The organism is Xanthomonas sp. SI (assembly GCF_014236855.1).
Classification (GTDB): Bacteria; Pseudomonadota; Gammaproteobacteria; order Xanthomonadales; family Xanthomonadaceae; genus Xanthomonas_A.
On sequence record NZ_CP051261.1, the window covers coordinates 275,241 to 292,459 of the forward strand.

The window sequence follows — 17,219 nt, forward strand, 5'->3', positions numbered from 1 at the left end:
TTGCCGTCGCACTCGCGTGCGCCGCGCCACGGCGTGATCCGCGGGACGCACCGCGCAGCAGGACGGCGCCGTTCGCGGCGCCGATGACATGCAAACCGCCGGCCGGCGTTCGCCGGCCGGCTCCTTCCACCAACGGGGTATGCGCATGAAACTGATCACCGCCATCATCCGGCCATTCAAGCTCGACGAGGTCCGCGAGGCCTTGTCGCAGGCAGGCGTGTCCGGCATCACCGTCACCGAGGTCAAGGGCTTCGGCCGGCAGAAAGGCCACACCGAGCTGTATCGCGGCGCCGAGTACGTGGTCGACTTCCTGCCCAAGATCAAGATCGAGACCGTGGTGACCGACGAGCGTCTGGAAGCCGTGGTCGAGGCGATCCAGACCGCGGCCGGGACCGGCAAGATCGGCGACGGCAAGATCTTCGTCACCGCGATCGAACAGGTCATCCGGATCCGCACCGGCGAGATCGGCGCAGATGCGCTCTAACCCCACCCTGGAGCCCCTCATGAAGACAGGTCTTTTCTCCGGGTGGAAGGCCCGGTTCTACGCGGTATGCATGCTGATGCTGGTCAGCGCGATGGCGGTGGGCGTGCCGGGCACGGCCTTCGCCCAGGCCGAAGTGACCCCGGCGCCGACCCCGGACGTGGTTACCGAACAACTGACGCCGCCGGCGCCGCCGGCCGCGGCCGCCGCGCCCGAAGCCGCCGCACCGGTGGTGGACAAGGGCGACGTCGCCTGGATGCTGACCTCCACGCTGCTGGTGCTGCTGATGGTGGTGCCGGGCCTGGCGCTGTTCTACGGCGGCATGGTGCGCTCCAAGAACGTGCTGTCGGTGCTGATCCAGGTCGGCGTGGTGTTCTCGCTGATCGCGATCCTGTGGGTGCTGTACGGCTACAGCCTGGCCTTCGCCGATGGCGGCCCGTTCGTCGGCACGCTCAACAAGGCGCTGCTGCACGGCGTGGATACCACCACGCTGGCCGATACCTTCTCCAAGGGCTTCAAGCTGCCGGAGTACGTGTTCGTCGCCTTCCAGCTGACCTTCGCCGGCATCACCGGCGCGCTGATCGTCGGCGCCTTCGCCGAGCGCGTGAAGTTCGCCGCGGTGCTGCTGTTCATCGTCATCTGGTTCACCTTCGGCTACCTGCCGCTGGCGCACATGGTGTGGGCGGCCCCGGGCTTCCTGTTCACCAAGGGCGCGCTGGACTTCGCCGGCGGCACCGTGGTGCACATCAACGCCGGTGTCGCCGGCCTGGTCGGTTCCTACTTCGTCGGCAAGCGCCTGGGCTTCGGCCAGACCGCGCTCAAGCCGCACAACGTGACCCTGACCTTCGTCGGCGCCTCGCTGCTGTGGGTGGGTTGGTTCGGCTTCAACGCCGGTTCGGCGCTGGAAGCCAACGCCACTGCGGCGCTGGCCTTCCTCAACACGCTGCTGGCCACCGCCGCCGCGGTGCTGGCCTGGTCGCTGGTCGAGAAGCTGGTCAAGGGCAAGTCCTCGGCGCTGGGCGTGGCCTCGGGCATGGTCGCCGGCCTGGTCGGCATCACCCCGGCCGCCGGTACCGTCGGCCCGTTCGGCGCGATCGTCATCGGCGTGGCCGCCGGCGCGATCTGCGTGTGGGGCGTGACCGGGCTGAAGAAGCTGCTCAACGCCGACGACACCCTGGACGTGTTCGGCGTGCACGGCGTCGGCGGCATCGTCGGCGCGATCCTGACCGGCGTGTTCACCGACAAGGCGCTGGGCGGTTCCGGCTATGCCGAAGGCGTGACCATGGGCCACCAGCTGCTGGTGCAGGCCACCGGCGTCGGCGTGACCGTGGTCTGGATCGGCGTGGTCTCGGTGGTCGGCTTCCTGGTCGCCAAGCTGGTGTTCGGCCTGCGAGTGTCGGAAGAAGCCGAGCGTGAGGGTCTGGACATCACCTCGCACGGCGAAGCCGCCTACGAGTCCTGAGCAAGAGCGGCCCGCGACCTGGCGTCGCGGGCCGCTGCGGCAATCCCGCCTGCGGCCGGTATGCACCGGTCCTGGCGGTCAGTGGCCATCGCCGGCGCTCCATGGGGCGGAACGACGGCAGTTTTCTTAGCGATCTGAGGTATTCCCGCGTGGCCGCTAGCCTCGCCCGACCCCCAATTCTTTTCTTTTCCGTTGCCCGCGGCGCCTCGTGCCCGCTGGTGGCGGTGGCTGCGACAGGCCGCGCCTCGGCGCCAGCCGACGTTGCCGGCCCATTCCGGCACATGGCCCGCCCGGGCAGGCGTTCAGCGCCTTCCGGTAGCCTTTGCACTACATTGGTGCAATGCAGATGACCTCGCCTCCACCCCCGCTCGACGCGCTCGGCACTCCGGTGGTCTGGGCCGATGCCGACGGCCGCCTGCTCGGCGCCAATCCGGCCTTCGCGCGCTGGCTGGGCGTGAGCGTGCGGCGCCTGCTCGACCAGCCGCTGGCCTCGCTGGAAGTGCAGGGCGACGCGCTGGCGCGGTTCCTGCTCAACGACGAGCGCGACGTACTGCGCCTGCACCGCATGGCGCTGGCCATTCCCGGCGAGGCCCCGCGTTTCGCCGAGGGCTGGCTGTCGCGGATGGACAATGGCGGCTGGCTGCTGGAAGCGCACCCGGTCGACGAATTCCCTACCCCGGATCCGGCGCAGGCGCTGCCCAACGCGCTGGGCGCGGCGCTGAAGGGGCTGGCCCACGAACTGCGCAATCCGCTGGCCGGGCTCAAGGGCGCCGCGCAGCTGCTGGCGCGGCGCGCGCAGCACCGCGACGAGGACGAGCGCGAGCTGATCGAGCTGATCGGCGCGGAGATCGAGCGCCTCAACAGCCTGCTCGACCAGTTGCTGTCGCCGGCGCCGGCGCGGCCGCACGCCATGCTCAACATCCACGCGGTGCTGGAACGGGTGCTGCGCCTGGCCGAGAACGAGGGCGGCTGGTCGGTGCGCCTGCAGCGCGACTACGACCCCAGCATTCCCGAATTCCTCGGCGATGCCGACCGCCTGACCCAGGCGGTGTGGAACCTGGTCCGCAACGCGATCCAGGCCGGCGCCGCGCAGGTGACCCTGCGCACCCGCGTCGAGCACGCCCAGCGCATCCGCGACCGCGTGCACGCGCGCGGCGTGCGCCTGGAGATCGTCGACGACGGCCGTGGCGTGCCGGAGGAACTGGCCGAGCACCTGTTCCTGCCGCTGGTCAGCGGCCGCGCCGAAGGCAGCGGCCTGGGCCTGGCGCTGGCGCAGCAGGTGGCGCGCGAGCACGCCGGTTCGCTGACCTTCCGCTCCCGCCCTGGGCATACCGTGTTCACCCTGCTGCTGCCGCAGGCCGCAGCGGACCCCGAATAGGAGCATTCCGATGACCGAATCCCTGGAAGGATCGCAACGCATCTGGGTGGTCGACGACGACCGCTCGGTCCGCTTCGTGCTGTCCACCGCCTTGCGCGATGCCGGCTACAGCGTGGACGGTTTCGACAGCGCCGCCTCGGCGCTGCAGGCGCTGGCGCAGCGTCCGCTGCCGGACCTGCTGTTCACCGACGTGCGCATGCCCGGCGACGACGGCCTGGTGCTGCTGGACAAGCTCAAGGCCGCGCATCCGCAACTGCCGGTGATCGTGATGTCCGCCTATACCGACGTGGCCAGCACCGCCGGCGCGTTCCGCGGCGGCGCGCACGAATTCCTGTCCAAGCCGTTCGACCTGGACGACGCGGTGGCGCTGGCCGCGCGCGCGCTGCCGGAGGCCGGCGGTGTCGCCGAGGTCGCGCTGCCGGTGTCCAGCCAGGGCAGCGCCGAACTGATCGGCGACACCCCGGCGATGCGCGCGCTGTTCCGCGCCATCGGCCGCCTGGCGCAGGCGCCGCTGTCGGTGCTGATCAACGGCGAAACCGGCACCGGCAAGGAACTGGTCGCGCACGCGCTGCACACCGAGTCGCCGCGCGCGCGCAAGCCGTTCGTCGCGCTCAACACCGCGGCGATCCCGGCCGAACTGCTGGAAAGCGAACTGTTCGGCCACGAGGCCGGCGCCTTCACCGGCGCGCAGCGGCGCCACATCGGCCGCTTCGAACAGGCCGACGGCGGCACCCTGTTCCTGGACGAGATCGGCGACATGCCGCTGCCGTTGCAGACGCGGCTGCTGCGCGTGCTGGCCGAAAACGAATTCTTCCGCGTCGGCGGCCGCGAACTGATCCGCGTCGACGTGCGGGTGATCGCCGCCACCCACCAGGACCTGGAAGCGCTGGTCGAACAGGGCCGCTTCCGCGCCGACCTGCTGCACCGGCTGGACGTGGTGCGGCTGCAGCTGCCGCCGCTGCGCGAACGCCGCGCCGACGTGCCGCAGTTGGCCGAGAACTTCCTGGCGATGGCCGCGCGCAAGCTCGACACCCCGCCCAAGCGGCTGTCGCCGGCGGCGCTGGACGCGTTGCGCGGCTACGCCTGGCCGGGCAACGTGCGCGAACTGGAGAACGTGTGCTGGCGGCTGGCCGCGCTGGCGCCGGCCGAGGTCATCGACGCGCACGACGTGGACGGCGCACTGCTGCGCGGCAGCCGCCGCGAGCGCAGCGGCGAGGGCGGCGAATGGGATGCGCAGCTGTCGGCCTGGGCGCAGCAGCGCCTGACCGACGGCGCCGAGGGCCTGCACGCGGAAGCGCGCGACCGTTTCGACAAGGCGCTGCTGGAAGTGGCGCTGCGCTTCACCCAGGGCCGCCGTGCCGAAGCCGCCGCGCGCCTGGGCGTGGGCCGCAACACGGTCACCCGCAAGCTCGGCCCGGGCCGGCGCCGCCTTTGAGTGGCGCCGGGACGCGGGACGCGGGACTGGGAACCCGGAAAAGCACGATGCCTTGTCTGACCGCTCCGCAGACTTCGTAGGGCAAACCCTGCAAAGCTCTGCCGATTCCCGATTCCCGATTCCCGATTCCCGATTCCCGAATCCCGAATCCCGAATCCCGAATCCCGAATCCCGAACCGGCGCGCAGCGCCGGTTTAGACTTGCGCGCCGACGCCGCCTTCATGAGCTGTGAACGGCCATCCCTCTAGTTTTCGCTGCACAAGGAGTCAATGCCGATGCGTTACAGCCTGTATGCCGTCGTGGGAAGCGCGTTGCTGATACTGGCCGGCTGCAGCAGTGCGCCGCCGGTAGCGCCACCGCCGCCGCCGCCGAAAGCGCCGCCGATGCCCACCAGCGGCACCGCGCAGCAGGCGCAGGCGGTGCTCGCCCCGGCCTCCGGCAGCCTGGTCAGCGGCAAGCTGTCGTTGGTCGCCGCGCCCGGCGGCGTGCGCATCACCGGTACCCTCGGCGGCCTGCAGCCCAGCCGCGCGTTCGCGTTCCATGTGCACGAGCGCGGCGATTGCAGCGCGGCCGACGCCAGCAGCGCCGGCGGCCACTTCAATCCGCTCGGCGGTCCGCACGGCCGCGCCGGCAGCGGTCCGCATCACGCCGGCGACATGGACAACCTCAGCGCCAACGCCGACGGCGTCGCCCAGGTCGACGTGCTGCTGCACGGCGTGGTGCTCGGCGGCGGCGCGGCCAACGACATCGCCGGCCGCGCGCTGGTCGCGCATGCCGACGCCGACGACTACCGCAGCCAGCCGGCCGGCAATGCCGGCGCGCGCGTGGCCTGCGGCGTGATCCGCGTGCTGCGCTGACCGATCATCCGCCCGGGGCTTGCTCCGCGGCGAACGTCCGCATTCCGCGGCCCCTCAAGGAGAACCACCATGCGTACGCTTCCCACCGTCCTGTTCCTGGCCACGACCCTCGCGCTCGGCGCCTGCAAGCGCGAAGAGCCGGCCGCTGCCGACGCTCCCGCTGCGGCCGCGACGCCCGCCACCCCGGCACCGGCCGCAGAACCGGCGCCCGCCGCCACGCCCGCCCAGGCCGCCGCCAGCGCCGCGCTGAGCCCGACCCAGGGCAACCAGGTCGCCGGCGAGGTCAAGTTCGATACGGTCGATGGCGTCGTGCACGTCACCGGCACCATCACCGGGCTCAAGCCCAACAGCGAGCACGGCTTCCACATCCACGAGTTCGGCGATTGCAGCGCGCCCGACGGCAGCAGCGCCGGCGGCCACTTCAACCCGGCCAAGTCCGAGCACGGCCAGGTCAGCGCCGACCCGCACCACGGCGGCGACATGCCGAACCTGAAGGCCGACGCCGACGGCAAGGCCATGATCGATGCGTCGGTGTCCAACAACGTCAACATCGGCAAGGGTGACGGCTTCGACATCCTCAACCACGCGGTGATCGTCCACGCCGACGCGGACGACTACAAGACCCAGCCCACCGGCAATGCCGGCGGCCGCCTGGCCTGCGGCGTGATCAAGGGCAACGCGACCGCCGCCGCCCCGGCGGGCGCAGCGGCGGCGCCTTCCGCGCAGTAAGCGGCAGGTCGCCGTAGGCCGATGCAAGCGCGCCGCCGGTGGCTTCGGGCCACCGGCGGCGACGGGTACCGAAGTCGGCAAATCCGATGGCTTCGGAGCGCCGGTCGGGTTGAAACCGCGCCTGCAGCGCCGTTGCAAGCCGCCAGACTCTTGCCTGTGCAGGAGATGCATCCGCTTGTTGTGTAGGAGCGGCTTCAGCCGCGACGAGCGAAGTCGGAAAGTTGGCCGGCTTCGGCGGCAGTCGGGACTGAAGTCCCTCCCACAGTGCACCCAGCCGCGACGAACTCCTGTGTGGGAGCGACTTCAGTCGCGATGAGCGAAGCCGGGAAGTCGGCCGGCTTAGGTGCCTATCTGTGTCGATGGCGCGAGGCGGAATCTGCCGGGAGGCTGCCGGCTTCGGCACAGTTCGGTTTGAAACCCATCTCCAGAGCGCTCAACACTCAGCCGCAACTCCTGTGGGAGCGACTTCAGTCGCGACGCACGAAGCAATGGACACAGGCGGTGTTGCACAGCCTCGGCAACGACGCGCTAATCGCAGGACCATTCGGCCAGATCACCGCAAGTTTGCTTGCGCGCCCCGTCGTCACCGCTAACACCCCTGATCAAACGCGCTTCACGCCGCCAGCAACGCCTGCCTCGCGTCCTCGCCGGCCTCGCAATGCACGTACAGCACCGGCATGCCATGCGCTTCCAGTACCGCGGCCAGTTGCCGCTGCCGGGCCAGGTAGTGTTCGTAGACCCGCTGCAGGCGCTCGCAGTCCTGGCGGTCGTGGGCGTAGTGCGCGCACCAGCTGGCCGGGTCGAACAAGGCCATGCGCACTTCGCCGCCGCGGTAGCGCAGCAGCGGTTCGGGCGGGCTGGCCAGCCATTCCTCCTGGTCCGGCGCCAGTAGCGCGGTCTCGATCAGCGGCCACAGCGGCGCCAGGCCCTGGTTGTCGTACTGCATCGACATCATCGCGGCCAGGTCGTTGACCGTCAGATAGCGCGCGTGTTCGATCTGCGCGCCGAACGCCTGCTGCGCCAGCAGCGCGGTGTCCGGCTGCGCCATGCCCTGCGCCAGCAACACGTCTTCCAGCGCCTCGGCGACCGGTTGCAGCGTCTCGGCCGGACCGCTGAGCAGGAACGGCACCACCCGCAGCGCGCCGCCGAGCAGCGCGGTGTCGGCCTGGAACGGCAGCGGCACCGCGCCGTCGGCATCGGCGCCGAACGCCAGCAGGCGCGGGCCGGCGTCGCGGCCCGGCGCGCGTGCGCGCAGCTCGTCCAGGCGCCGGTGCATCGGCCAGCCCGGGCGCAGCACCTCGGCGGGGTCGAAATGCGCGCCGGCCAGGCTCAATTCCAGTTCGCGCACCGCCGGCACCAGTTGCGCCAGGTCGCGGCCGACCTTCTCGGCCAGCTCCGCGGCCAAGGCGTGCGGCAGCGCCGCGTGGGCCGGGGCGAGTCCGGCGGACAGTTCCAGGGCGATCACGCCGCGGGCATTCATGCTGGCAATGGCTTGGCTCATGGCTTGGCGGTTGGCCCGTCGCGGGCGCAAAGCTACACTCGCTTCATTATGCCTGCGCTAACGTGCAGGTCATGTCCCCGACCCCTCGCGCGAGGTAATCCCATGCCAGTAGCCCGTCCCGTCGCCATTCTCGGCGGCGTCCGTATTCCGTTTTGCCGGCAGAACACGGCGTATGCGGATGTCGGGAACCTCGGCATGTCGGTGCGGACGCTGGGCGCCCTGGTCGAGCGCTATGGCCTGCACGGCCAGCAGCTGGGCGAGGTGGCGATGGGGGCGGTGATCAAGCACTCCAGCGACTGGAACCTGGGCCGCGAGGCCGCGCTGTCGTCCGGCCTGTCGCCGCTGACGCCGGGCATCACCCTGCAGCGCGCCTGCGGCACCAGCCTGGACAGCATCATCACCGTGGCCAACAAGATCGCGCTGGGGCAGATCGAGTCGGGCATCGGCGGCGGTTCGGACACCACCTCGGAAGTGCCGATCGTGTACGGCAAGAAGCTGCGCGCGCGGCTGCTGGCCGCCAACCGCGCCAAGACCACCGGCGACAAGATCCGCGCGCTGACCCGCAGCTTCAAGTTCGCCGAACTCAAGCCGGAGTTTCCCGGCGTGGCCGAGCCGCGCACCGGCAAGAGCATGGGCGACCACTGCGAGGACATGGCCAAGCAGTGGAACATCGCGCGAGACTCGCAGGACGCCTGGGCAGTGTCCTCGCACCACAAGCTGGCCGCAGCCTACGAGCGCGGCTTCTTCGCCGACCTGATCGCACCGTTCCGCGGCGTGGAGCGCGACAACATCCTGCGCGCCGACACCTCGCTGGAGAAGCTCGCCACGCTGAAGCCGGCGTTCGACAAGACCAGTGGTCGCGGCACTCTGACCGCGGCCAACTCCACCCCGCTGACCGACGGCGCCGCCGCGGTGCTGCTGGCCTCGGAGGAATGGGCGCAGGCGCACGGCCATGTGCCGATAGCGTATCTGCGCGATGCGCAGGTCGCGGCGGTGGATTTCGTGCACGGCGAAGGCCTGCTGATGGCGCCGACCATCGCCGTGCCGGACATGCTCAAGCGGCATAACCTGAGCCTGCAGGACTTCGATATCTACGAAATCCACGAGGCCTTCGCCGCGCAGGTGCTGTGCACGCTGCGCGCCTGGGAGAGCGAGGACTACTGCCGCACCCGGCTCGGCCTGGATGCGCCGCTGGGGCAGATCGATCCGGCCAAGATCAATCCGCTGGGGTCCTCGCTGGCCACCGGCCACCCGTTCGCCGCGACCGGCGCGCGCATCGTCGCCACGGTAGCCAAGCAGCTGGTCGAACGCGGCGGCGGGCGTGCGCTGATCTCGATCTGCACCGCCGGCGGCATGGGCGTGGTGGCGATCGTCGAGCGCTGAGCCGCGTCGTGCGGTCCGCGCGCCTGTGTGCGTCGGACCGCGAAGGCGTGCAGGGGATGGCGCCGGGCACGCCGCCAGAGAGGCGGAGCGTGGCTCGACGCGGCCACGCCGACACCATCGTCGTACGCGTCTTCCTGCCATCGCCCGCCAGCAGCGCTTGCCGCTGCGCTACCATGCGCGCCGATCCGCCTGCACCACGCAGGCCGAACGGCGCGCAGGGGGCGCATGCCATGAACCAGCAGGACAGCTTCAATCCGTATCAGGCGCCCGACGCCGCCATCCAGGCCACCACCATGCCGCCGCTGCCGGGCGAGACGCTGTGGCGCGATGGCGACGACTTGCTGTGCCTGCGCGATACGCCGTTCCCGGCGCATTGCGTCAAGTGCGGAGTGGCGTTGCGCAACGACGAACTGAAGAAGCGCACGTTCTACTGGCATGCGCCGGGCTGGTACGTGCTGATCCTGGTGAGCGTGGTGATCTACGCGATCGCGGCGATGATCGCGCGCAAGCGCAGCATCCATGTGCTCGGCATGTGCGCCGAGCATCGGCGCCGACGCAACCGCTTCGTGCTGCTCACGGCGGCGGCGTTCGTGGCCGGGCCGCTGCTGGGGTTCGCCGTCGGCAATGAGGCCGGGATTTGGCTGGGCCTGGGACTGTTCCTGGCCATGCTGGTCGCCGGCCTGCTCGGCGCGCGCATCCTGGTGCCGCGGCGCATGGACGAACGCTATGCGCGCTACAAGGGCGTGGCGCCCGCATTCCTGGCGCGCCTGCCGGCGCTGCCGGCCGCGTTGCGGCGCTGAGCCGATCGGTTCGGCCGGCCGAGCGCTGGATTCGCAATCGTTGAACGAGAAAGCCGGCGCCGGCTGCAGCCGACGCCGGCCCCGGTCAACGGTGCGTCATCCCTGCTACCGCGTTCATTCCTGCAGGCGCGGGAAACCGTGTTCGTCGCGGCGCTCGGCGCTGTCCGGATCCGGATCGATCGGAATCACCACCGGCGCGCTGGCCGCGGGCAGCGGCTGGGCGAGTTCGCCGCGTTGCAGGCGCAGCGCGTTGGCGTAGCAGTGCTGCGCCAGGACCGGGTCGCCGGCCTCGGCATAGCCATCGCCGAACGCCTCCCAGGCTTCGGCGCCGGCGCCCAGCGCCAGTGCGCGGTGCAGGAACTCCTCCGATTGCGGCCATTGCTGCTGCTGACGCGCCAGCCGCGCCAGGGTCAGCAGCAGCCCCGGGCTGTCCGGATGGCTCTGCAGCCAGCGCTGCGCGCTGGCGCGGCGCGAATCGTATTTTTCCACTGGCAGGCGTCCGTACAGCGCCGCCAGGCCTTCGTCCCAGCGCGTTTCCAGTGCCTGTTCCACCGCGCGCAGCGCCGCGTCGTCCCAGTGCAGTGCGGCGGCGCGGGTGGCATAGGCCTCGACCACCGCCGGTTCGCTGCGCTGCGACTTGGGCAGGCTTTCCCAGCGTTCGGCCAGCGCGTTGGCATCGTCCGCCTGCTGCAGCGAGGCGGCGGCCAGACGCGATTCCAACGGACCGATCGCTTCCAGCGGCAAGGCCTGCTGCTGGCGGATCGCACCAAGCTGGCCATAGGCCTCGCCGGCACGGCCAATGCTGGTCAGCGCCTCGGTGCGCAGCAGCAAGCCGCGCGGCGGCAACGGCTGCGCCGCGGCCACGTCCAGCGCATTGATCGCATCGACCGGCCGTTGCTGGGCGAGAAGACGTTCGCCCTGCAGCAGCGCGTGCGCGCCGGCGTCGCGTTCGCTCAGGCGCTGCAGGTAGCGGCTGGTCGCCTCCGCGTCGGCGCGCGCATCGGCCACGCGGACCGCCGCGACCAGGGCGATGGCGCTGACGTCGGGATCTTCCGCAGCGGCATTGAGCTGTTTCTCGGCGCGCGTCCACTGACCGTTGTGCAGCGCGGTCAGGCCTTCGATCAGGCGCGCGCGCGATTGCTTGCGGCGATGCCGGCCCCAGGCGCGGAACGGGAAGCTGAGCAGGTTCCACAGCAGCAACAGCACAAGGAAGGCGATCACCAGCAGCAGCGCCGCCTGCGGCAGCGGCGAGATGTAGTCGTTGCCACCGGCGCGCACGATCACTTCGCCGAGGTCGCCCAGCTTGTCCTGCGCCAGCCACTGCGCGCCGATCACGCCCAGGGCGATCACCACCAGCAACACGATCAGGGAACGGAGGGATTTCATGGTTGGCTCCTTGCGTCGCGCATGCTGCGCAACTGCTGCAGGGTGGTGCCCAGCTCGGGGACGGCCGGACGCAGGGCGGCGTTGCGCAGGGTCTGCAATGTGGCACGGCGTTCGCGCAGTGGCGCCGAATCGGGCCACAGGCGTTGCAGCCAGGTGCCGGCGCGGGTCAGCGCGCCGCGGTAGCCGCGCGCGTCGCCACGCTCCAGCGCGGCGCGCGCCAGGCTCAGGTCCAGCTGCAGCGCGTCGCGCGCGGCGACCCGCTCCGAACGCGCGACCAGCACGCCGCCCTGGGCGGGGCGGATCTTGACCAGCGGCGACAGCAGCCGTTGCCACAGCGGCGCTTGCATGCGCTCGGGCAGTTGCGTGGGCAAGGCCTCCAGGCTGGCGGCGAAGGCGTCCAGCTGCGCCGACAGCCGCGCCTGCGGGCCCTCGCCGAGCGCGTCCAGCGCGGTGCGTTCCTGCAGCAACACCTGGCGCAGGTTGAGATAGCGCGGATCGTCCACGCCTTCCAGCACGCCGCTGGCCACCGCATAGGCGCGGCGGGCGCCCTGGGTGTCGCCAGCCACGTCCAGGCGCTGCTGGCCCTGGCTCAGCAGCAGTTCCACCTCGTCCAGGCGCAGCGCCTGCGCGCCGTGGCGATTGGAGTCGGCGAGCTTGGCGACGTTGTCTTCGAGCAGCGCGCTGCGCTGGCTCAGGCCGAGCATCTCGTCGCGCAGCACGCGGTTGGTACTGGCCGCGTCCTGGACCCGCTGCACGGTGGCGCGCTGGTCGCGGCGCAGCGTTTCCAGATTCTGTTGCAGGGCCTGCACCTGCAGTTGGGTCTCGGATTGCTCGGCCAGCGCGCGCGCATTGCGCGCCTGCCACCACTCCCAGCCGCGCCAACCGGCCAGCGCGAGCGCAACCAGCATGGCCAGTACCAGAAGCAGCCAGATCCAGCGCGTGGAGCGGCGAGGCGGGGACGAGATTTCGGTCATCGGCGGGGGCATCCTTTTAGCCTGCGTCCCGTCGCGACGATGGCGACGGCCGGACCCACGGCACGCGGGAGCATGGCGTGAGCGGCACCGCGCCCGCAAGCCGGGGGACGGCGCGCGTTCAGCGAGGTGGCGAACGCGTTACGACCGCGGCGGCGGCTGTGGCCAGTTGCTGCGGCAGCGGACCGGCGGCGCGCGCGATGTCGGCGAAGCCGAGTTCGGCGGCCAGCGCGGCCAGCCGCGCGCTGGCGGCGACCAGCGGCTGCGCGCGCCAGGCTGCGGCCAGGTCGTCGGGCAGGTGCTCCAGCACCAGCCGCAGCGCCTCGCCGCTGCTCAGCGCCAGCACGCCCGGCGCCGCGGCGCGCAGCCGGGCGATGCACGCCGCGGACAGCGGCAACGGCACCCGGCGGTAGACATCGGCGCGCTGCAGCGGCGTGCCGCGCGCCTGCAGGTGCGCGGCGATCAGGCCGCGTCCGCCGGGCGCGGTGACCAGGCCGACGGCGCCATCGCTGGCCGCCAGCTGCGGCAGCGCCAGCAGGCCGTCGCTGTCCATCCGTTCCGGTACCGCGACCTCGGCGATGCCATGGCGCCGCAGCGAGCGCGCGGTGCCGGCGCCCACCGCCAGCCAGCATTGCCCGGGCGCCGCCGCCAGCGGCTGCAGCGCCGCGGCCGCGCGCACCGCCGCCGGGCTGCTGAAGATCACCCGCGGCGCGGCCAGCGCCAGGGCCAGCGCGCTGCGCGTGGCAGCGTCGTGGCAGGCCTGCAGGCGCCATGGCGAGACCGCCAGCAGCCGCGCGCCGACCCGCGCCGCGGCCCGCCGCAGCGGCGCGTGCTCGCCCTGCGGGCGCAGCGAGATCAGGGTCCAGGCCGCGGCGGCAGCGGTTGCATGTGCGCTCATGCCAGGCATTATGCGAGCCCCCACCGGCAGCACAATCGCACCATGGCAGCGGATCTTCCTTTCGATGCGTTCCTGCAGCAGCTGCAGCGGCAGTTCGACGCGATGCCGCCGGTGGCGGCGCTGCAGGTCGCGCTGCAGGGCTATGCCGAACGGCGCTTGCAGGTGATCGCGCCGCTGGCGGCCAACCTCAACGACAAGGGCAACGCCTTCGGCGGCAGCCTGGGCTCGGTGATGACCCTGGCCGGCTGGGCGCTGGTCACTTGCGAACTGCACCGCGCCGGCCTGCAGGCCGACGTCTACGTCGCCGATACCCAGGTGCGCTACCTGGCGCCGCTGTATGCCGACCTGCACGCGCAGGCCGGCGCCGATGCGCAGGCCGACTGGGACATCTTCGTGCAGACCTTCCGCCAGCGCGGCCGTGCCCGGATCGGCATCCAGGCCCAGGTCGGGCCGGCCGATGCCGCCGCGGCGGCCACGCTGAGCGGGCGTTTCGTCGCCATCGCGAAAGGGTAGGATGCGCGCACCGCTCGCGCCCATCGGAAACCCGCCATGCACTCGACGTTCCGCGCCCTGGCGCTGCTGCTGGTGCTGGGTTTCGCCGGCACCGCGCTGGCCGGCAGCCGCAGCCAGCAGAACAAGCTCGACGACCTGCAGACCGCCTACGGCACCGCGATCCGCTGGAGCGAGTTCGAGTCGGCCTGGGAAGCGGTGGACCCGGCCTACCGGCAGGCGCACCCGCTGACCGATCTGCAACTGGAGCGCTACCGCCAGGTGCAGGTGTCCTCCTACAAGGTCGGGCGGGTCGGCGCGCTGGACGGCGACGCGGTACGCGATATCGAACTGGGCGTGATCAACCGCAATACCCAGGCCGAGCGCATCGTGCGCTACCGCGAGCGCTGGCGCTGGGACGCGCAGGCCAAGACCTGGTGGCTGCTGGACGGGCTGCCGGACTTGTGGAACGGCCAGTAGCGCCGCCGGCCAGCTGTGCGACAATCGGCGCCCGCTTCCAGCCCCCTATTCCTGTGAACTTCGAAGAACTGCTGGCCTTCGCCGGCCGCAACCCGATGCTGGCCCTGGCCCTGGTCGGCCTGACCATCGCCCTGATCGTCACTGAAATCGCGCGCCTGTTCCGCGGCTTCAAGACCCTGCGCCCGGCCGAACTGACCCTGCTGATCAATGCCGGCAACGCGGTCCTGGTCGACCTGTCGGCCGCGGCCGATTTCGAGAAGGGCCATATCGCCGGTAGCCGCAACGCCACGCCGAGCCAGTTCGGTCCCGAGCACAAGCTGGTGGCCAACGCCAAGTCCTCGCCGGTGGTGCTGGTGTGCCGCACCGGCAATACCGCCGATGCCGCCGCCAAGCAGCTGAAGAAGGCCGGCTTCGAGCAGGTCTACGTGCTCGACGGCGGCATCGCCGCCTGGCAGCAGGCCGATCTGCCGCTGGTCAAGGGCCGCTGATCGCGCCTCCCGGCCGGGCGCCGAGCGCCGCAGCCGGCATGTGATAATCCCGAATCTTTCTGTTACCTGAATCCACCGGAGTCAAGAAATGTCCGACGTCACCAACAACGGCGCCACGGCGCCGGCCGAAGCCGCAACCGGCCCCGCTTTCACCATCGAGAAGATCTACGTCAAGGACGTGTCCTTCGAGTCGCCCAACGCGCCGGCGGTGTTCAACGACAACGTGCAGCCGGAGTTGCAGCTCAACCTCAACCAGCGCGTGCAGCGTCTGAACGAGCAGGCCTTCGAAGTGGTGCTCGCGGTGACCCTGACCTGCACCGCCGCCGGCAAGACCGCGTACGTGGCCGAAGTGCAGCAGGCCGGCGTGTTCGGCCTGGTCGGCCTGGACCCGCAGGCGGTGGACGTGCTGCTCGGCACGCAGTGCCCGAACATCCTGTTTCCGTACGTGCGTTCGCTGGTCAGCGACCTGATCCAGGCCGGCGGCTTCCCGCCGTTCTTCCTGCAGCCGATCAACTTCGAAGCGCTGTACGCCGAAACCCTGCGCCAGCGCGCGCAGCAGGGCGAGACCCAGTCGCTCGCCGACTCGGAGCCGGCCGGCAACGCCTGAGCGCGTCCGCCGTTCCACATGCGCGATAACCCCGCGAAGAAGATCGCCGTTCTCGGCGCCGGCTCCTGGGGCACCGCCCTGGCCGCGCTCGTCGCCCGGCACGGTTTCCCGACCGTGCTGTGGGGGCGCGACGCCGTCGTCGCCGAGGCGATCCAGCAGCGCCACGAGAACCCGCGCTACCTGCCGCAGATTCCGCTGCCGGCGACCCTGCAGGCCACCACCGACCTGGCGGCGGCCGTGCACGGCGCCGACTGGATCCTGGTGGTGGTGCCGTCGCACGCGTTCACCGAAACCCTGCACCAGCTGGCGCCGCTGCGCCCGCCGCAGGCCGGCGTGGCCTGGGCGACCAAGGGCTTCGAGCCCGGATCGGGGCGCTTCCTGCACGAGGTAGCGCAGCAGATCCTGGGCGAGGACGTGCCGCTGGCGGTGGTGACCGGTCCGTCGTTCGCCAAGGAAGTGGCGCTGGACCTGCCGACCGCGGTGACCGTGCACGGCGATGCCGCGTTCGCGCAGCAGGTCGCCGACGCGATGCACGGCCCCACCTTCCGCGCCTACACCGGCGACGACATGGTCGGTGCCGAGCTGGGCGGGGCGATGAAGAACGTGCTGGCGGTGGCCACCGGCGTGGCCGACGGCATGGAGCTGGGCCTGAACGCCCGCGCCGGCCTGATCACCCGCGGCCTCAACGAAATGCTGCGGCTGGCCGCGGCGATCGGCGGCAAGCCGGAAACCCTGATGGGCCTGGCCGGACTCGGCGATCTGGTGCTGACCTGCACCGGCGACCTGTCGCGCAACCGGCGCCTGGGCCTGGCCCTGGGCCGCGGGCAGACCCTGCACGATGCGGTTCGCGCGATCGGCCAGGTGGTCGAGTCGGTGCAGACCGCCGACGAGGTGATGCGCCAGGCCGAACGCCATGGCATCGACCTGCCGATCTCCAACGCGGTGCGCGCGGTGCTGCACGGCGAACTGACCCCGGCGGTGGGCCTGCAGCAGTTGCTGGCCCGCGAGCAGAAACCCGAGTATCCGACCACGCTGTTCAGCTGATCGGATCGCTTACCGTTACAGATACGAAAAAGCCCGGCCGAAGCCGGGCTTTTTCGTATCTGTGGTCACTCGGCACGAACGACACGCAAAAAAGAAGCCCGGTCCTGGGACCGGGCTTCGAACCGCGCGCAGCGGGAGAGAGAGACGCGGCGCGCAGTGCTACGCGGTGTCGCTTACCAGCTGAAACGCGGGCCGACGAACCATTCCTTGTCGCCATCGCGGTTCATCTTCAGGTCCGCGCTCAGGCCCCAGTTCTGGTTGAGCTTGGCCTGGGCGCCGAGGCGGCCATAGAACTCGCCGTCCGGGTTGATGCCGTCCTTCTTGGTGTAGTCCTCGTAACCGCCCAGCGCATACACCTCGAGGTACGGGTTGAACGCGGTACGGATGCCCACTTCGGCGCTGTAGCCGTTGAACTTGGTGCCGTATTCCGGGTCGAAGCGGTTGTAGGCCACACGGGTCACGAGGTCGGTGCTGGTCGAGATCTCGTGGTTGTAGCCGGCGCCGATGCGCCACTGGTCGACGTCGACGTCGCCGAAATCGGTCTTCTGGCGGTTGAAGTCGCCGAACACGCTGAAGTTCGGGTTGATCGCGTAGGAGCCCTTGACGGCCCAACCATCCGCGTCGCCGCCGTCGGCGTCGGTCTTGATGTAACCGCCTTCGACGTAGTTGTAGGACAGGCCTTCAGCCGCAGAGGCAGCGAACGGCAGAGTGGCCAGGAGGCCGAGAGCGAGCAGAGAAGTCTTCATGATCGGGATACCCTTGTTATTGGTTTAGTCGGCGCTGAGGCGTGGGCCGTTCGCTGCCGATATGTAAATTATCCGTTAGCCACC

The 17,219-nt window shown here is 70.8% G+C and carries 18 protein-coding genes; 13 read left to right on the forward strand and 5 right to left on the reverse strand.

Annotation, left to right across the window (positions count from 1 at the left end; all coding sequences use genetic code 11):
- Nucleotides 1-145 precede the first annotated feature (145 nt).
- The 6 genes from HEP75_RS01240 (at nucleotide 146) to HEP75_RS01265 (ending at nucleotide 6,342) form a co-directional block, all read left to right on the forward strand.
- On the forward strand, nucleotides 146-484 hold the full coding sequence (locus tag HEP75_RS01240) for a P-II family nitrogen regulator (protein ID WP_039009092.1): 339 nt from the start codon (nucleotides 146-148) through the stop codon (nucleotides 482-484).
- Nucleotides 485-503: 19 nt separating this feature from the next.
- The gene (amt, locus tag HEP75_RS01245; protein ID WP_185825148.1) at nucleotides 504-1,943 is read left to right on the forward strand and encodes an ammonium transporter; all 1,440 of its coding nucleotides are present in this window, start codon (nucleotides 504-506) and stop codon (nucleotides 1,941-1,943) included.
- A gap of 340 nt (nucleotides 1,944-2,283) precedes the next feature.
- The gene (locus tag HEP75_RS01250) at nucleotides 2,284-3,321 is read left to right on the forward strand and encodes an ATP-binding protein (protein ID WP_185825149.1); all 1,038 of its coding nucleotides are present in this window, start codon (nucleotides 2,284-2,286) and stop codon (nucleotides 3,319-3,321) included.
- 10 nt (nucleotides 3,322-3,331) lie between these two features.
- The gene (ntrC, locus tag HEP75_RS01255; protein WP_185825150.1) at nucleotides 3,332-4,756 is read left to right on the forward strand and encodes a nitrogen regulation protein NR(I); all 1,425 of its coding nucleotides are present in this window, start codon (nucleotides 3,332-3,334) and stop codon (nucleotides 4,754-4,756) included.
- 275 nt (nucleotides 4,757-5,031) lie between these two features.
- Nucleotides 5,032-5,613 carry a superoxide dismutase family protein gene (locus tag HEP75_RS01260; RefSeq protein WP_185814834.1) on the forward strand — a complete coding sequence of 194 codons (582 nt, stop codon included), beginning with the start codon at nucleotides 5,032-5,034 and terminating at the stop codon, nucleotides 5,611-5,613.
- A 69-nt stretch (nucleotides 5,614-5,682) separates the two neighbouring features.
- Nucleotides 5,683-6,342 carry a superoxide dismutase family protein gene (locus HEP75_RS01265; protein WP_185825151.1) on the forward strand — a complete coding sequence of 220 codons (660 nt, stop codon included), beginning with the start codon at nucleotides 5,683-5,685 and terminating at the stop codon, nucleotides 6,340-6,342.
- 613 nt (nucleotides 6,343-6,955) lie between these two features.
- On the opposite strand, the gene HEP75_RS01270 is transcribed toward HEP75_RS01265, so the two are convergent.
- Nucleotides 6,956-7,843 (reverse strand): hypothetical protein, encoded by an 888-nt coding sequence (locus tag HEP75_RS01270; protein ID WP_185825152.1) that lies wholly within the window; start codon nucleotides 7,841-7,843, stop codon nucleotides 6,956-6,958.
- Between the two features lie 102 nt (nucleotides 7,844-7,945).
- Between HEP75_RS01270 and HEP75_RS01275 the strand changes: the two genes are divergently transcribed.
- Nucleotides 7,946-9,226, forward strand: coding sequence for an acetyl-CoA C-acetyltransferase (locus tag HEP75_RS01275; RefSeq protein ID WP_185825153.1), 1,281 nt, complete (start codon nucleotides 7,946-7,948; stop codon nucleotides 9,224-9,226).
- Nucleotides 9,227-9,456: 230 nt separating this feature from the next.
- Nucleotides 9,457-10,026, forward strand: coding sequence for a hypothetical protein (locus HEP75_RS01280; RefSeq protein ID WP_185825154.1), 570 nt, complete (start codon nucleotides 9,457-9,459; stop codon nucleotides 10,024-10,026).
- Nucleotides 10,027-10,140: 114 nt separating this feature from the next.
- On the opposite strand, the gene HEP75_RS01285 is transcribed toward HEP75_RS01280, so the two are convergent.
- The 3 genes from HEP75_RS01285 to HEP75_RS01295 all read right to left on the reverse strand — a co-directional run bounded on the left by HEP75_RS01285 (nucleotide 10,141) and on the right by HEP75_RS01295 (nucleotide 13,290).
- Nucleotides 10,141-11,412 carry a heme biosynthesis HemY N-terminal domain-containing protein gene (locus HEP75_RS01285; protein ID WP_185825155.1) on the reverse strand — a complete coding sequence of 424 codons (1,272 nt, stop codon included), beginning with the start codon at nucleotides 11,410-11,412 and terminating at the stop codon, nucleotides 10,141-10,143.
- A complete protein-coding gene (locus tag HEP75_RS01290; RefSeq protein WP_185825156.1) occupies nucleotides 11,409-12,386 on the reverse strand; it encodes a uroporphyrinogen-III C-methyltransferase in 978 nt (325 codons plus the stop codon). The genes HEP75_RS01285 and HEP75_RS01290 overlap by 4 nt, the downstream gene beginning before the upstream one ends.
- Before the next feature lie 118 nt (nucleotides 12,387-12,504).
- Nucleotides 12,505-13,290 carry a uroporphyrinogen-III synthase gene (locus HEP75_RS01295; protein ID WP_185825157.1) on the reverse strand — a complete coding sequence of 262 codons (786 nt, stop codon included), beginning with the start codon at nucleotides 13,288-13,290 and terminating at the stop codon, nucleotides 12,505-12,507.
- Between the two features lie 33 nt (nucleotides 13,291-13,323).
- On the opposite strand from HEP75_RS01295, the gene HEP75_RS01300 reads away from it, so the two are divergent.
- The 5 genes from HEP75_RS01300 (at nucleotide 13,324) to HEP75_RS01320 (ending at nucleotide 16,389) form a co-directional block, all read left to right on the forward strand.
- Nucleotides 13,324-13,794 carry a YiiD C-terminal domain-containing protein gene (locus tag HEP75_RS01300; protein ID WP_185825158.1) on the forward strand — a complete coding sequence of 157 codons (471 nt, stop codon included), beginning with the start codon at nucleotides 13,324-13,326 and terminating at the stop codon, nucleotides 13,792-13,794.
- Between the two features lie 36 nt (nucleotides 13,795-13,830).
- Complete coding sequence (locus tag HEP75_RS01305) at nucleotides 13,831-14,250, forward strand: hypothetical protein (RefSeq protein ID WP_185825159.1); 420 nt, start codon at nucleotides 13,831-13,833, stop codon at nucleotides 14,248-14,250.
- A gap of 53 nt (nucleotides 14,251-14,303) precedes the next feature.
- Nucleotides 14,304-14,738 (forward strand): rhodanese-like domain-containing protein, encoded by a 435-nt coding sequence (locus tag HEP75_RS01310; RefSeq protein ID WP_179571134.1) that lies wholly within the window; start codon nucleotides 14,304-14,306, stop codon nucleotides 14,736-14,738.
- A gap of 88 nt (nucleotides 14,739-14,826) precedes the next feature.
- Complete coding sequence (gene secB / locus HEP75_RS01315; RefSeq protein WP_185814846.1) at nucleotides 14,827-15,345, forward strand: protein-export chaperone SecB; 519 nt, start codon at nucleotides 14,827-14,829, stop codon at nucleotides 15,343-15,345.
- A gap of 18 nt (nucleotides 15,346-15,363) precedes the next feature.
- Nucleotides 15,364-16,389: an NAD(P)H-dependent glycerol-3-phosphate dehydrogenase gene (locus HEP75_RS01320; RefSeq protein WP_185814847.1), complete on the forward strand. Its 1,026-nt coding sequence runs from the start codon at nucleotides 15,364-15,366 to the stop codon at nucleotides 16,387-16,389.
- 173 nt (nucleotides 16,390-16,562) lie between these two features.
- Here HEP75_RS01320 and HEP75_RS01325 read toward each other — a convergent pair whose 3' ends face one another.
- On the reverse strand, nucleotides 16,563-17,135 hold the full coding sequence (locus HEP75_RS01325) for an Ax21 family protein (protein ID WP_185814848.1): 573 nt from the start codon (nucleotides 17,133-17,135) through the stop codon (nucleotides 16,563-16,565).
- Nucleotides 17,136-17,219: the final 84 nt, after the last annotated feature.

Coding starts and splice junctions, on each gene's coding strand:
- HEP75_RS01240 (WP_039009092.1), top strand. CDS start 146: ATGAAACTGATCACCGCCATCATCCGGCCATTCAAGCTCGACGAGGTC.
- amt (WP_185825148.1), top strand. CDS start 504: ATGAAGACAGGTCTTTTCTCCGGGTGGAAGGCCCGGTTCTACGCGGTA.
- HEP75_RS01250 (WP_185825149.1), top strand. CDS start 2,284: ATGCAGATGACCTCGCCTCCACCCCCGCTCGACGCGCTCGGCACTCCG.
- ntrC (WP_185825150.1), top strand. CDS start 3,332: ATGACCGAATCCCTGGAAGGATCGCAACGCATCTGGGTGGTCGACGAC.
- HEP75_RS01260 (WP_185814834.1), top strand. CDS start 5,032: ATGCGTTACAGCCTGTATGCCGTCGTGGGAAGCGCGTTGCTGATACTG.
- HEP75_RS01265 (WP_185825151.1), top strand. CDS start 5,683: ATGCGTACGCTTCCCACCGTCCTGTTCCTGGCCACGACCCTCGCGCTC.
- HEP75_RS01270 (WP_185825152.1), bottom strand. CDS start 7,843: ATGAGCCAAGCCATTGCCAGCATGAATGCCCGCGGCGTGATCGCCCTG.
- HEP75_RS01275 (WP_185825153.1), top strand. CDS start 7,946: ATGCCAGTAGCCCGTCCCGTCGCCATTCTCGGCGGCGTCCGTATTCCG.
- HEP75_RS01280 (WP_185825154.1), top strand. CDS start 9,457: ATGAACCAGCAGGACAGCTTCAATCCGTATCAGGCGCCCGACGCCGCC.
- HEP75_RS01285 (WP_185825155.1), bottom strand. CDS start 11,412: ATGAAATCCCTCCGTTCCCTGATCGTGTTGCTGGTGGTGATCGCCCTG.
- HEP75_RS01290 (WP_185825156.1), bottom strand. CDS start 12,386: ATGACCGAAATCTCGTCCCCGCCTCGCCGCTCCACGCGCTGGATCTGG.
- HEP75_RS01295 (WP_185825157.1), bottom strand. CDS start 13,290: ATGCCTGGCATGAGCGCACATGCAACCGCTGCCGCCGCGGCCTGGACC.
- HEP75_RS01300 (WP_185825158.1), top strand. CDS start 13,324: ATGGCAGCGGATCTTCCTTTCGATGCGTTCCTGCAGCAGCTGCAGCGG.
- HEP75_RS01305 (WP_185825159.1), top strand. CDS start 13,831: ATGCACTCGACGTTCCGCGCCCTGGCGCTGCTGCTGGTGCTGGGTTTC.
- secB (WP_185814846.1), top strand. CDS start 14,827: ATGTCCGACGTCACCAACAACGGCGCCACGGCGCCGGCCGAAGCCGCA.
- HEP75_RS01320 (WP_185814847.1), top strand. CDS start 15,364: ATGCGCGATAACCCCGCGAAGAAGATCGCCGTTCTCGGCGCCGGCTCC.
- HEP75_RS01325 (WP_185814848.1), bottom strand. CDS start 17,135: ATGAAGACTTCTCTGCTCGCTCTCGGCCTCCTGGCCACTCTGCCGTTC.